This is a genomic window from Polaromonas sp. P1_F6 (assembly GCF_056405695.1).
Window position 1 is genome coordinate 71591 of record NZ_JBFUBQ010000002.1, and the last position, 13750, is coordinate 85340.

At 61.4% G+C, this 13750-nt stretch carries 13 protein-coding genes and 1 tRNA gene; 11 read left to right on the top strand and 3 right to left on the bottom strand.

Annotation, left to right across the window (positions count from 1 at the left end; translation table 11 throughout):
- Nucleotides 1–115: 115 nt before the first annotated feature.
- Nucleotides 116–541: a large conductance mechanosensitive channel protein MscL gene (mscL, locus tag AC1DY9_RS06260; protein WP_457279696.1), complete on the bottom strand. Its 426-nt coding sequence runs from the start codon at nt 539–541 to the stop codon at nt 116–118.
- A 291-nt stretch (nt 542–832) separates the two neighbouring features.
- On the opposite strand from mscL, the gene petA reads away from it, so the two are divergent.
- The 6 genes from petA to AC1DY9_RS06290 all read left to right on the top strand — a co-directional run bounded on the left by petA (nt 833) and on the right by AC1DY9_RS06290 (nt 5384).
- Complete coding sequence (gene petA / locus AC1DY9_RS06265; RefSeq protein WP_457279695.1) at nt 833–1468, top strand: ubiquinol-cytochrome c reductase iron-sulfur subunit; 636 nt, start codon at nt 833–835, stop codon at nt 1466–1468.
- A 128-nt stretch (nt 1469–1596) separates the two neighbouring features.
- Nucleotides 1597–3138: a cytochrome b gene (locus AC1DY9_RS06270; protein ID WP_477666062.1), complete on the top strand. Its 1542-nt coding sequence runs from the start codon at nt 1597–1599 to the stop codon at nt 3136–3138.
- Between the two features lie 16 nt (nt 3139–3154).
- Nucleotides 3155–3910, top strand: a complete 756-nt coding sequence (locus AC1DY9_RS06275; RefSeq protein WP_477666063.1) for a cytochrome c1 — start codon at nt 3155–3157, stop codon at nt 3908–3910.
- An 85-nt stretch (nt 3911–3995) separates the two neighbouring features.
- Nucleotides 3996–4607: a glutathione S-transferase N-terminal domain-containing protein gene (locus AC1DY9_RS06280; RefSeq protein WP_007868077.1), complete on the top strand. Its 612-nt coding sequence runs from the start codon at nt 3996–3998 to the stop codon at nt 4605–4607.
- 138 nt (nt 4608–4745) lie between these two features.
- A complete protein-coding gene (locus AC1DY9_RS06285) occupies nt 4746–5297 on the top strand; it encodes a ClpXP protease specificity-enhancing factor (RefSeq protein ID WP_457279692.1) in 552 nt (183 codons plus the stop codon).
- Between the two features lie 11 nt (nt 5298–5308).
- Nucleotides 5309–5384, top strand: a tRNA-Thr gene (locus tag AC1DY9_RS06290).
- Nucleotides 5385–5508: 124 nt separating this feature from the next.
- Here the strand turns inward: AC1DY9_RS06290 and AC1DY9_RS06295 are convergent.
- Nucleotides 5509–5826 (bottom strand): hypothetical protein, encoded by a 318-nt coding sequence (locus tag AC1DY9_RS06295; RefSeq protein ID WP_457279691.1) that lies wholly within the window; start codon nt 5824–5826, stop codon nt 5509–5511.
- A gap of 53 nt (nt 5827–5879) precedes the next feature.
- Here AC1DY9_RS06295 and AC1DY9_RS06300 point away from each other — a divergent pair, with 53 nt between their 5' ends.
- The 5 genes from AC1DY9_RS06300 to AC1DY9_RS06320 all read left to right on the top strand — a co-directional run bounded on the left by AC1DY9_RS06300 (nt 5880) and on the right by AC1DY9_RS06320 (nt 12560).
- The gene (locus AC1DY9_RS06300) at nt 5880–6860 is read left to right on the top strand and encodes a M23 family metallopeptidase (protein WP_457279690.1); all 981 of its coding nucleotides are present in this window, start codon (nt 5880–5882) and stop codon (nt 6858–6860) included.
- Between the two features lie 212 nt (nt 6861–7072).
- Nucleotides 7073–9838 carry a preprotein translocase subunit SecA gene (gene secA / locus AC1DY9_RS06305; protein ID WP_477666064.1) on the top strand — a complete coding sequence of 922 codons (2766 nt, stop codon included), beginning with the start codon at nt 7073–7075 and terminating at the stop codon, nt 9836–9838.
- Between the two features lie 57 nt (nt 9839–9895).
- On the top strand, nt 9896–11137 hold the full coding sequence (gene argJ / locus AC1DY9_RS06310; protein ID WP_477666065.1) for a bifunctional glutamate N-acetyltransferase/amino-acid acetyltransferase ArgJ: 1242 nt from the start codon (nt 9896–9898) through the stop codon (nt 11135–11137).
- 11 nt (nt 11138–11148) lie between these two features.
- The gene (locus AC1DY9_RS06315) at nt 11149–12123 is read left to right on the top strand and encodes an ATP-binding protein (RefSeq protein ID WP_457279687.1); all 975 of its coding nucleotides are present in this window, start codon (nt 11149–11151) and stop codon (nt 12121–12123) included.
- A complete protein-coding gene (locus tag AC1DY9_RS06320) occupies nt 12120–12560 on the top strand; it encodes an NUDIX domain-containing protein (protein WP_457279686.1) in 441 nt (146 codons plus the stop codon). Before AC1DY9_RS06315 ends, AC1DY9_RS06320 begins: the two co-directional genes overlap by 4 nt.
- A gap of 511 nt (nt 12561–13071) precedes the next feature.
- Here AC1DY9_RS06320 and AC1DY9_RS06325 read toward each other — a convergent pair.
- Nucleotides 13072–13743, bottom strand: coding sequence for a lytic transglycosylase domain-containing protein (locus AC1DY9_RS06325; RefSeq protein WP_457279685.1), 672 nt, complete (start codon nt 13741–13743; stop codon nt 13072–13074).
- Nucleotides 13744–13750 lie beyond the last annotated feature (7 nt).

Consider the following 13750-nt stretch of genomic DNA (forward strand, 5'->3'; position numbering starts at 1 on the left):
AGGGGGGTAGATATCTTTCAAGCGAGGGCCGCGGTCTGGCTTTGCCAGCCGCAAGGCGCCGTCCCCTGCAGGGGAGAGGCCCGCTACACGAAGTGAGCGGACCACAGGGGGGTGCTTACTTTTTTAGACTGTCGCGGATTTCACGCAGCAGCACGATGTCTTCAGGCGGCGCGGCGGGCGGTGGCGCGGCTTCGTGGTGGCGTTTGAGCCGGTTGATCTGCTTGACCATCAGGAAAATGATGAAGGCCAGGATGACGAAGTTGACGCTCACCGTCAGGAAGTGGCCGTAGGCAAAGACCGGGACGCCGGCTTTTTTGAGGGCTTCAAGCGACATGTCGGTGCCCGGCGGCACGGTGCCAAGCAATACGTACATGCTGGAAAAGTCCAGCTTGCCGAAGACCAGGCCCACCAGCGGCATGATCAGGTCGCTCACCACGGCGTCGACGATCTTGCCGAAAGCGGCGCCAATGATCACGCCTACGGCCAGATCGATCACATTGCCCTTGACGGCAAATTCCTTGAATTCCTGCATCATTCCCATGAGTCTCTCCTGTTATTGGCAGCGGTTGCCGGCCGTACCGGCGTTCTGAAAAAAATGATTATGAAGGCTGGCCGTGTTTTCGGGCGGCGCGGAAGGGGCGGCTTGCAACAAAGTATGCGAAGGCGGCCGACTGCCTTAAAAACAGGCACTTCCAGCCCAGCCATGCGGGCCGCCACCGCCCGGGCCGGGCCCTCTGCCTTGAAAAACGACATCGCGCTCCGCTACAATTGCGGGTTGACCCCACTAAGCCTCCCACCAAGCCTATTTCAAGCCAGTTCTTGAAGGACTCTCATGACCCAAGCAAGCGAAGCAAGCGCGAACGGTGTGCCCCACGGCGCCCCCGTCGATAAAGATAAAAGAAACTGGCTCGTGGCCACCTGCGCTGTAGGCGGCGCAGGCGTTGCAGCCACCGCAATCCCCTTTGTCAGCACTTTCCAGCCCTCCGAAAAAGCCAAGGCTGCCGGTGCGGCCGTCGAGGTCGATATCTCCGGTGTGAAGCCCGGCGAAAAGATCACGGTGGAATGGCGCGGCAAGCCCGTCTGGATCATCAAACGCACGCCCGAGCAGCTCGCCGAGCTGCCCAAGGTCGACGCCCTCCTGGCCGACCCCAAATCCGAGCGCAAGCCCGACGAACTGACCCCTGAATACGCCCGCAACGAAAACCGCTCCATCAAGCCCGAAACGCTTGTGGTGGTGGGCATCTGCTCGCACCTGGGCTGCTCGCCTTCCGACAAGTTCCAGCCTGGCGCGCAGCCTTCGCTGCCCAACGACTGGGCCGGCGGTTTCCTGTGCCCCTGCCATGGCTCGACCTTCGACATGGCTGGCCGCGTGTACAAGAACAAGCCCGCGCCGGACAACCTGGAAGTGCCGCCGCACATGTACCTTTCGGACACCCGTCTGCTGATTGGTGAAGACAAGAAGGCCTGAAGGCGCTTGCCGTAACCCGCGTTAACCAAGCTCCTTCACAAGACCCTGTAGCCAGCACCTGATACCCGCCGACCTTTCTGCCGCGTACCAGGTGCTTGCCAAAGAATCCCACCGAACCAGGATCAGTTATGGCTGAATTCAAAGAAATTTCCCCCGATGCCCCGCTCGCCGTCAAGGCGATGAACTGGGTCGACAACCGGTTTCCCGCCAGCAAGCTCTACAAAGAGCACATGAGCGAGTACTACGCACCGAAGAACTTCAACTTCTGGTACGTCTTCGGCTCGCTGGCCATGCTGGTGCTGGTCATCCAGATCGTCACCGGCATCTTCCTGACGATGAACTACAAGCCCGATGCCGCGCTGGCCTTCGGCTCTGTCGAATACATCATGCGCGACGTGCCCTGGGGCTGGCTGATCCGCTACATGCACTCCACCGGTGCTTCGGCCTTCTTCGTGGTGGTCTACCTGCACATGTTCCGCGGCCTGCTCTACGGCAGCTACCGCAAGCCGCGTGAGCTGGTCTGGATCTTCGGCTGCGCGATTTTCCTGTGCCTGATGGCCGAGGCCTTCATGGGCTACCTGCTGCCATGGGGCCAGATGAGCTACTGGGGTGCCCAGGTGATCGTCAACCTGTTTGCCGCCATCCCTTTCATCGGCCCTGACCTGGCGCTGCTGATCCGCGGCGACTATGTGGTCGGCGACGCGACGCTGAACCGCTTCTTTGCTTTCCACGTCATCGCCGTGCCGCTGGTGCTGCTGGGCCTGGTGGCTGCGCACATCATCGCACTGCATGAAGTCGGCTCCAACAACCCTGACGGCGTTGAAATCAAGGGCCCGAATGCACCGAAGGACGCCGCAGGCCACCCGCTCGACGGCATTCCCTTCCACCCTTATTACACGGTGCACGACATCTTTGGTGTGAGCGTCTTCCTGATGATCTTCACGGCGATCATCTTTTTCGCGCCCGAGTTCGGCGGCTACTTCCTGGAGTACAACAACTTCATCCCGGCCGACCCGCTGAAGACGCCGGCACACATCGCACCGGTCTGGTACTTCACGCCTTACTACTCCATGCTGCGCGCCATCACCGGTGAAATGGCCGGTGCGCTGGGCATCATCGCGATCGTCGCCGCAGTGCTTGCCGCCCGCAAACTCTCCGGCATCTTCAAACCGGCGGTGCTGGTGATTGCCATTGGCGCGGCCTTGCTGCTGGGCCTGCTGCCTTCCATCGCCAACTGGATCGGCCTGGTCATTCCCTCCGCCGGCGCCGGCATCGCGCAAGGCCTGGATGCGCTGGCCAAACCGCTGGCCGGCGTGCCTTTCCTGGGCGAGCTCTGGGGCATGATGATCAAGGGTATCGACGCCAAGTTCTGGGGCGTGGTCGTGATGGGTGGTGCGGTCATCATCCTGTTCTTCCTGCCATGGCTGGACCATAGCCCGGTCAAGTCCATCCGCTACCGCCCTGACTGGCACAAATACCTCTACGGCATTTTTGTCGTGAATTTCCTGGTGCTCGGTTACCTGGGCGTTCAGCCGCCATCGGCCATCGGTGAGCGCGTGTCCCAGCTCGGCACCCTGTTCTATTTTGGTTTCTTCCTTTTGATGCCGTGGTGGAGCCGCCTGGGTACGCCCAAAACGCCGCCTGACCGTATTATTTTCCACGGTCACTAAGCAGGAGATAACAACAATGAAAAAACTGATTTTTTCCCTGATCGCGGCCCTCGGCCTGGTTGCCGGTGCACACGCTTCCGAAGGCGGTATTGCCTGGGACAAGGCACCGAACAACACGAATGACCTGGGCTCGCTGCAAAACGGTGCCAAGCTGTTCGTCAATTACTGCCTGAACTGCCACTCCGCTGCTTTCATGCGCTTTAACCGCCTGAAAGACATCGGCCTGACCGAGCAGCAAATCAAGGACAACCTGCTGTTCACGACCGAAAAAGTCGGCGACACCATGAAGGCCGCGATTGATCCCAAGCAGGCGAAGGACTGGTTCGGCGGCAATCCGCCCGACCTGACCGTGATTGCACGTTCGCGATCGGGTGCCGGCGGCACGGGTGCCGACTATCTTTACACCTACCTGCGCAGCTACTACCCCGACAACACCAAAGCCACGGGCTGGAACAACCGCGCTTTCCCGAGTGTGGCCATGCCGCATGTGCTGTGGGAACTGCAGGGTACGCGCGAGCCGCAGTACGACTACAAGGAAGAGCACGGCCACAAAGTGGAGATTTTTAAAGGTTGGAAGCAGCTCACCCCCGGCACCATGACGCAGTTGCAGTATGACGAGGCGATGGGCGACCTTGTGGGCTACCTGCAATGGATGGGCGAGCCGGCCCAGAACACCCGTATTCGTGTCGGCGTCTGGGTGCTGATTTTCCTTCTCGGCTTGACCTTTGTTGCCTGGCGCCTGAATGCGGCGTTCTGGAAAGACGTCAAGTAATTTTTCGCCGGGGCTAAGCTCCCGGCACCTTCTGGAGTGGATGCTTTCAATGTATCCACTCCTTTGCATTTAGGAGTTCCGCACCATGATGGTCCTTTATTCAGGCACGACCTGCCCCTTCTCGCACCGCTGCCGTTTTGTGCTGTTTGAAAAGGGCATGGATTTCGAAATCCGCGATGTTGACCTGTACAACAAGCCGGAAGACATCAATGTGATGAACCCATACGGGCAGGTACCTATCCTGGTCGAGCGCGACCTGATCCTGTACGAATCGAACATCATCAACGAGTACATCGACGAGCGCTTTCCGCACCCGCAACTCATGCCCGGCGACCCGGTTGACCGTGCGCGCGTGCGCCTCTTCCTGCTGAACTTCGAAAAAGAACTGTTCGTCCATGTCAGCACGCTGGAATCGCGCGCCTCCAAAGGCAACGAAAAGGCGCTTGAAAAGGCCCGTTCGCACATCCGTGACCGCCTGACACAGCTCGCACCGATCTTCCTGAAAAACAAGTTCATGCTCGGCGACAACTTCTCCATGCTGGACGTGGCGATTGCCCCGCTGCTGTGGCGCCTGGACTACTACGACATTGACCTGTCGAAAAATGCCGCCCCGCTGCTCAAGTACGCGGAGCGCATCTTTTCGCGCCCCGCCTATATCGAAGCACTGACGCCGTCCGAAAAGGTCATGCGAAAGTAATGGCCCCCACGCTTGTCGCTTCGCATACTGCGCTGCCCCCCGAGGGGGCGCTGCGCCTGCGGCCCGGCGAAGCCGGTTCCGCGGCCCCGGCTGGCGAAGAGTGTGACACGCTGTTTCGGATTTAACTTGGCTGAATTCATGAACGCCCTGGACTCCACGTCGACCCGCCCTTATTTGATACGGGCTTTGTACGAGTGGTGCACCGACAACGGCTTCACGCCTTATGTGGCCGTGTCGGTGGATGACACCGTGCAGGTGCCGCGCGAGTACGTCAAGAACAACGAGATCGTGCTCAACATCAGTTTTGACGCGACCTCGTCGCTCAAGCTCGGCAACGATTTCATCGAGTTCAAGGCGCGATTTGCCGGCAGTGCCCGGGAAATCATGGTGCCCATCAGCCACGTGATTGCGATCTATGCCCGTGAAAACGGGCAAGGCATGGCCTTTCCCATGGTTGCGGCTTCCGCCGGTCCGGTTTCCGGTGCTGAGGCGGGTGCCGAAGACCCTCATGGCGCACCTCCGGTGGCTGCCGCGCCGGCTGCGCACCCGCACAGCCCGGCGGAAGGCCCGGAAAAGATCATGCAGCTGGTGCCCGAAAGCAACGCTGATACGCAAGCCGATGACGGTTCCGAGCCGCCGGATCCGCCCAAGTCGCCGCGCACACGGCCTTCACTGAAACGGGTCAAGTAAAATAGCTTTGTGCCGCTTTAGCTCAGTTGGTAGAGCAACCGCCTTGTAAGCGGTAGGTCGTCAGTTCGATTCCGACAAGCGGCACCATTTCTCCTTTCCTGTTGCCTTCCCCATGCCATATGGGTACCATACGCTACGAAATTGGTAGCAGGCAATGTGATCAACATGCGGGCCAGGACGTATTGAGGCTTCTGTGAGCCGGTCTGGACGACTACTTTTTGGCTATTAGTATCTTGAGCCGAATTGATGTAACCTTCCAACCTTTGCCGAGAAGGCGCGCCTGGATCAGGGGGAGCAACTGCCGGATTTTTGCAGCAGCCGCATTGCCATTTACCAGCAGGCACCAGGTTTCACCGTCAATCGGTCCGGCCTGAACGGCGGGCCGCAGGGCTTCAGGAAGCAGCGATTCAATGGCCTTGAGCCTTTCGCTGGACTCCTGAACGAGCTCCGTCAGCCGTGCCAGGGAAGGTGAATTCCCGGCCGCCTGGTAAACGGAAAGCGCCTGGGGAAGGCGCCGGTCAGTGGTCATGATGGGCAGATAGCAGCCTGGCAAGCGCAAGCTGAAAAAAAAGAGGTAGACAAGTGCATTTGATTATCACGGATGCGTGGCTGGCGAAAAGCCGGGCCATTTATTTAAGCGGTACCAAACTGGTGCTGGCCGGCTTTGTCGCCGCCCTGGCGCTCATGCTCGTGGCTGCGGGTCTCTATCACTGGGTGTTCCTCAAGGGAGCCCGGGAGGGCTGGCCGGTCGTCGGCTCACTGGTCAAACTCATGGTCAAGGACGAATTCGACCAGCGCGACCGCTTCATGCGCGAAAACCTCGACGTCATGGCCAGGCGGGTCGGCGAAATGCAGGCCAAGATGATGCAGCTCGAAGCGCTCGGCGAGCGGGTGTCGGGCCTGGCAGGGGTCAGCCCGAATGACATCAAGGTGACGCCCGGCCGCGGTGGCGTGCTGGTGGCGGGTCCCTCGCTGACCATGGAAGAGCTGCAAGCCACCCTGGCTGACCTGGACAAACTGACTGACCAGCGCGTGGACCTCATGACCGTGATGGAGTCGCGCCTCTTCGACCAGAAGATCAAGAAAATGATGGTTCCCACCCAGGAACCGGTGGCCGGTGGCAATCTGGGCTCACCTTTCGGCTGGCGCATTGACCCGATGAACGGGCGCTCGGCCTTGCACACCGGCTTGGATTTCCCGTCCGAGCCGGGTACCGCGATACTGGCCGCCGCAGGCGGTGTGGTCGTCACGCAGGAATACCACCCCGCCTACGGCAACATGGTGGAAATCGACCACGGCAACGAACTCGTCACACGCTACGCCCATGCGTCCCGCGTGCTGGTCAAAAAAGGCGACCTGATTAAGCGTGGCCAGAAGATTGCAGAAGTGGGCACCACGGGCCGTTCCACCGGTCCGCACCTGCATTTCGAGGTGCTGGTCCAGGGTGTCTTCCAGGACCCGCAAAAATTCCTGACCGCAGGGCAAAAACTGCCCGGGCCCACGGTGGCAGCGGTTTCTCCGCGTCCGGCTGTGCCGGCTCCCCAGCTGCCGCGCCCCCACTAGGCGCTTGCCGTTGCCGTGCCACGTGCACGGCTTTTGGTTTGCCGCTGAGGTTTTACGGCGGCGGGCCATGCGACTCCCTTGGCAGAGTTAAAATCAGGGGTTTGGGCCCAGTTGAAGTAACTGTTGGCGCCCACACCTAGGTTCCGTACACAAAAAGGGATTTCGGCCGCATTGCCTAGCTCGCGGGAGCGGTCAAAGGCGGCCTCGCATTTATGGCTTCCAACATCCTGACCAAAATTTTCGGCAGCCGCAACGACCGCCTGCTCAAAACCTACCGCAAAACCGTAGAACGCATCAATGCGCTGGAACTCGAGTATGAGAAACTGAGCGACGACCAGCTGCGCACCAAAACCCAGGAATTCAAAGACCGGGTGGCCGCAGGCGAAGAGCTCGATGCCATTCTTCCTGAGGCTTTTGCCGTGGTCCGGGAGGGCAGCAAGCGCGTCATGAAGATGCGTCACTTTGATGTGCAGCTGCTGGGCGGCATGTCGCTGCACAACGGCAAGATTTCCGAAATGCGCACCGGCGAGGGCAAGACCCTCACCGCCACGCTGCCGGTCTACCTCAACGCACTGACCGGAAAAGGCGTGCATGTGGTGACGGTCAATGACTACCTGGCCAGCCGCGACGCGCGCTGGATGGGCAAGCTCTACAACTTCCTGGGCCTCACCGTAGGCATCAACCTGCCCAACATGTCGCGCGAGGAAAAGCAGGCGGCCTACGGCTCCGACATCACCTACGGCACCAACAACGAGTACGGCTTTGACTACCTGCGCGACAACATGGTCTACGAGGTGGCAGACCGCGTGCAGCGCGGCCTGAACTACGCCATCGTCGACGAGGTCGATTCGATCCTGATCGACGAAGCGCGCACGCCGCTCATCATCAGCGGCCAGGCTGAAGACCACACCGAGATGTATCTGGCGATGAACAAGGTCGTGCCCTTGCTGACGCGCCAGGAAGGCGAAGCCGATCCGCGCACCGGCGAAGGCGTGACCAGGCCCGGCGACTACACCATCGACGAGAAAACCCACCAGGTTTTCCTGACCGAGCAGGGCCATGAGAACGCCGAGCGCCTGCTGTTCAACCTGGGCCTGATTCCGGAAGGCGCCACGCTATACGATCCGGCCAATATTTCGCTGATGCATCACCTGTATGCAGCGCTGCGCGCCAACCTGCTGTACCACCGCGACCAGCACTATGTGGTGCAGGACGGCGAGGTCGTGATCGTTGACGAATTCACCGGCCGCCTGATGTCGGGCCGCCGCTGGAGCGACGGCCTGCACCAGGCTGTCGAAGCCAAGGAAGGCGTGCAGATCCAGGCTGAGAACCAGACGCTGGCCTCCATCACCTTCCAGAACTATTTCCGCCTTTACAGCAAACTGGCCGGCATGACCGGTACGGCCGACACCGAAGCCTACGAATTCCAGGAAATCTACGGCCTCGAAACCACGGTCATCCCGCCCAATCGCGTCAGCCGCCGCGACGACCAGCTGGACCGCGTCTACAAGACCACCCGCGAGAAGTACGAAGCTGCGATCAAGGACATCCGTGAATGCTATGAGCGCGGCCAGCCCGTGCTGGTCGGCACGACGTCGATTGAGAACTCCGAAATCATCGACCAGTTGCTGATCAAGGAAAACCTGCCGCACCAGGTGCTCAACGCCAAGCAGCATGCCCGCGAAGCTGACATCATTGCCCAGGCCGGGCGGCCGAAAATGATCACCATCGCCACCAACATGGCGGGCCGCGGCACCGACATCGTGCTGGGCGGCAATGTGGAAAAATTGATTGAAGCGGTTGAAACGGACGAGTCGCTCGATGTGGCGGCTCAGGAAGCGGAAATCACCCGTCTGCGCGCGGTCTGGAAAGAAGAGCATGAGCAGGTTACCTCCCTGGGCGGCTTGCGCATCATCGCGACCGAACGCCACGAATCGCGCCGTATCGACAACCAGCTGCGCGGCCGTTCGGGCCGCCAGGGCGACCCCGGTTCATCGCGCTTTTATTTGAGCCTGGACGACCCGCTGATGCGCATCTTCGCGGGCGACCGCGTCAAGGCCATCATGGAGCGGCTCAAGATGCCCGATGGCGAGGCTATCGAGGCGGGCATTGTGACCCGCAGCATCGAGTCGGCCCAGCGCAAGGTGGAAGCGCGCAACTTCGACATCCGCAAGCAGTTGCTGGAATACGATGACGTAGCCAATGACCAGCGCAAGGTGATTTACCAGCAGCGCAACGACATCATGGATGCGGCCAACCTGCAGGCGCAAATCGCTTCCCTGCGCGAGGGCTGTTTCACCGACCTGGCGCGGCAGTATGTGCCGGTTGAAAGCGTTGAAGAGCAGTGGGACATCGCCGGGCTCGAGAACGTGCTGCGTGACGAGTGGCAGATCGAGTTGCCCCTGCGCCAGGAGCTGGAAGCCGCGACCGCCATCACCGACGACGAAGTCGTGGAAAAAGTCATTGCCGCGGCCAACGCCGCATTCGCCGACAAGGTCGAGAAAATCGGCGAAGAAAACTTCACGCAGTTCGAACGCATCGTCCTGCTGCAGAGCATCGACAGCCACTGGCGTGAACACCTGAGCGCCCTCGACTACCTGCGCCAGGGCATTCACCTGCGCGGCTATGCGCAGAAGCAGCCCAAGCAGGAATACAAGCGCGAGGCTTTTGAACTCTTCGGCCAGCTGCTCGACAGCGTGAAGAACGAAGTCACCAAGGTGCTGATGACGGTCAAGATCCAGTCGGGTGAACAGCTGGAGCAGGCCGCCGAGGAAATGGAAAGCCGGGCCGAGAACATCACCAACGTCACCTACACCGCACCCACTGAAACCGGTGAGGTGGAAACGACGCTGGACAGCGAATCGCAGCGCCGCGCGTCGTCCATACCGGCTGACGAAGTGCCGCGTGTGGGCCGCAACGACCCTTGCCCTTGCGGCTCGGGCAAGAAGTACAAAAACTGCCACGGCCGACTGAACTGAGCACCGCGCTGCGCTGAACACTGCCGATTTAACCCTGATTTTCCGGAGTCCTGGAACATGCCCGTCAATCTGGTTGCCACGCCCGCCGCGGACCTTTACCCTGTGCCCGGCGTGCGCTGGGGAATCACCGAAGCGGGCATCCGCAAGGCCAATCGCAAAGACCTTTCGGTGCTGCTGCTTGACGAGGGCGCCTCGGTCGGGGCCGTCTTCACGCAAAACCGCTTTTGTGCGGCGCCCGTGCAGATCTGCCGCGAGCACCTGGCTAAAAATGACGGCAAGACGGCCGGCATACGCGCCATGCTTATCAACACGGGCAATGCCAACGCCGGCACCGGCGACGACGGCCTGAGCCGCGCGCACGCCAGCTGCATCGCACTGGCCCGGCTGCTGGACATTGCACCTGAGCAGATCCTGCCGTTTTCCACTGGCGTCATCATGGAGCCGCTGCCCAACGACCGCATCGCGGCCGGCCTGCCTGCCGCACTGGAGGCTGCCAAGGCCGACAACTGGGGCAACGCCGCCGAAGCCATCATGACGACGGATACGGTCGCCAAGGCTTTCTCCGCGCGCGTGAAGATTGCAGGCGCCGACGTCCCCATCACCGGCATCAGCAAGGGCGCCGGCATGATCCGGCCCAACATGGCCACCATGCTGGGCTTCATGGCCACCGATGCCTGCGTTGCCCAGCCGCTCATGGCGCAGCTGGCCACAGAACTGGCCGAAGGGTCATTCAACCGCGTGACTGTCGACGGCGACACCTCAACCAACGACTCGTTCGTCGTGATGGCCACCAACAAGGCGAAGCACCCGCCCATCACTTCACTCGACAGCGCAGAAGGCAAGGCCCTGCGCGCTGCCATGCTGGACATTGCCCGCAAGCTGGCCCAAGCCATCGTGCGCGACGGCGAAGGCGCCACCAAGTTCATCACCGTCGCCGTCGAAGGCGGCAAGACCGGCGAAGAGTGCCGCAAGGTGGCCTATGCGATCGCGCATTCGCCGCTGGTGAAAACCGCCTTCTTCGCCAGCGACCCCAACCTCGGCCGCATCCTGGCAGCAGTCGGCTACGCCGGTATCGATGACCTGGACCAGACAAAAATCGACCTCTACCTGGACGACGTGCTGGTCGCCAAAAACGGTGGCCGCCATCCTGCTTATGTCGAGGCTGACGGCCAGCGTGTGATGAAGCAAAGCGAGATCACTGTGCGCGTGGTGCTGGGCCGAGGCGATGCAGCCGACACGGTCTGGACCTGCGATCTCTCCTATGACTACGTCAAAATCAACGCGGATTACCGCAGCTAGTCCGGCCGAGCATGAACGAGCAGTTTGAACGCCTGATCACCCGTGTCGAGTCCCTGATGGCACGGATTGAATCCGTGCTGCCGCAACCGCTCACCGCGCCGGACTGGAGCGCTTCGATTGCCTACCGCTACCGCAAGCGCAGCTCCGGCCACGGCTCGCTGGAGCCGGTGCGCCACATCGGCAACATGAGCCTGGGCGACCTCAAGGAAATCGAGGACCAGAAGGAAAAGATCCGGCGCAACACCGAGCAGTTTGTCAGCGGCAAGCCCGCCAACAACGTGCTGCTGACCGGCGCGCGCGGCACTGGCAAGTCCTCGCTGATCAAGGCCTGCCTCAATGAATATTCGGCGCGCGGCCTGCGGCTGATCGAGGTCGACAAAGCCGACCTGACTGACCTGCCGGACATCGTCGACGTTGTGTCCGGACTGCCCGAAAAATTCATCGTCTTTTGCGACGACCTGAGTTTTGAAGAAGGCGAGCCCGGCTACAAGGCGCTCAAGTCCATCCTCGATGGTTCTGTGGCAGCGGCGACGCCCAATGTGCTGATCTACGCGACCAGCAACCGGCGCCACCTGCTGCCCGAGTACATGACCGAAAACCTCACCTACACCCACGGTGACGATGGTGAGGTGCATCCCGGTGAAGTGGTCGAAGAAAAGATTTCGCTGTCGGAGCGCTTCGGCCTGTGGGTCAGTTTTTACCCCTTCACCCAGGACGAATACCTGACCATCGTCGCGCAGTGGCTGTCGTCCTTCGGCGTGGGCCCCGACGCAATTGCGGCCGCGAGGCCCGCATCGCTGGTCTGGGCGCTGGAGCGCGGCTCACGCAGCGGCCGCGTGGCCTACCAGTTCGCCCGCGACTACGCCGGCCGCGATAGTGCCAGCCGGCCCGCGGCGGCTGCACCCATCGCGGCGTATGAGCGGCCGGGCGCTGCGGTGGCTGCTGCGTCGCCCGACGGCGACCACGCTCCCGACCATTCGACATGAGCGTGCTGGTCGCCGACGGCGAGCGCCCGCGCGAGGGCGGTGTGGACCGCAAGGTGGTCGACGTGGCCGTCGGCGTGCTGATCCGGCCCAATGGCGATTTCCTCCTCACCTCACGCCCACCGGGCAAGGTCTACGAAGGTTATTGGGAATTTCCGGGCGGCAAGCTCGAAGCCGGTGAAACGGTCGAAGAAGCCTTGCGCCGCGAACTGCAGGAAGAAATCGGCGTCACCATAGGCGCCGCCCAACCCTGGAAAGTCGAAATGGTCGACTATCCGCACGCCTTGGTCCGCCTCAACTTCTGCAAGGTCTTCGACTGGACCGGCGAACTCCACATGCACGAAGGCCAGTCCTTTGCCTGGCAAAACCTGCCGGTCACGGTGCAGCCGGTGCTGCCGGGCACGGTGCCTGTGCTGGACTGGTTTGCCGCAGAAAAATAGAACACCCCCGTTCAGGCTCACTTCGTGTAGCCTGCTCCCCCCTTGCAGGGGGCGGCGCCTGCGGCCCGGCAAAGCCGAAAACTAAGTTCACCCCGTCGGACGCTCACTGCGTGTAGCGCCTTCCCCCTTCCAGGGGCGGCGCCTGCGGACTGGCAGAGCCAGATCCGCGGCCCCTGCTGGCAAGGCAGCCGACCGCTATTAAATTTATAGCTGCTTGCGCTTGCCAGTATTGGGCTAGAGGCACTATTCATGGGTAAAAAGAGGCCAAAAAGCCCCTTTTAGACATCAAAATGCCTTCAAGACCCGTTGTGTCGGCCGCCAAACGGCGCTAAGACCCGGTTTTCAGGCATCAAATAGCGCCTCAGCCCAATAGTGGCAAGCGCAAGCAGCTATTGAATTGATAGCGGTGTTTTGCCAGCAGGGGCCGCAGGTCCGGCTTTGCCGGCCTGCAGGCGCCGCCCCCTGCAAGGGGGAAAGGGGCTACACGCAGTGAGCCCCGATGGGGGTGTGCCTAGAACTCCCAGGCTTTGCTCGCCCCCATCACGGCATTGGGGTAGGGCGACTTGCCCCGCGATCCGTTGTAGCGGCCCAGGCCCATGAAGAGGTCGCCGCGTTCGCGGTCCAGGTAGTGGCGCAGGATCACGCAGCCAAAGCGCAGGTTGGTCTGCATGTGAAAGAGTTTGGAGGGGTCGCCGTCGCCGATCACACGCGTCCAGAAAGGCATGACCTGCATGTAGCCGCGCGCGCCGACGTTGCTAACCGCGAATTTGCGGAAATTGCTTTCGACCTGGATCAGGCCCAGCACCAGTGTGGTGTCCAGCCCGGCGCGGCGGCTTTCGTACCAGACGGTTTGCAAAAACTCCTTGCGGATTTGCCACTCGGGTTTTTTCTTCTTGAGCCGCTCGCTCATGGCGCCCAGCCAGCGCAGGTAGGCGAGCCGGCTTTCGGTGTCCTTGAACTCGGGCACGGGAGGTGCCTGGTTGGCAATCGCCGAACTCAAAGCCGTGCGCACCGAGTCGATCAGCGGCTCTTCCACCTGCGCGCCAGCATGCGCCTGCTGTGCCAGCAGCAGCGGGCTGAGGGCGATGGGCAGGGCCTGCAGGCAGCTTCGCCTGGAAATCCCCTGCGCCTTGGCCGGAGCGGCACCGGATGCGGACGTCGTCAATGAGCGCACGGAAACCATTGGAGCG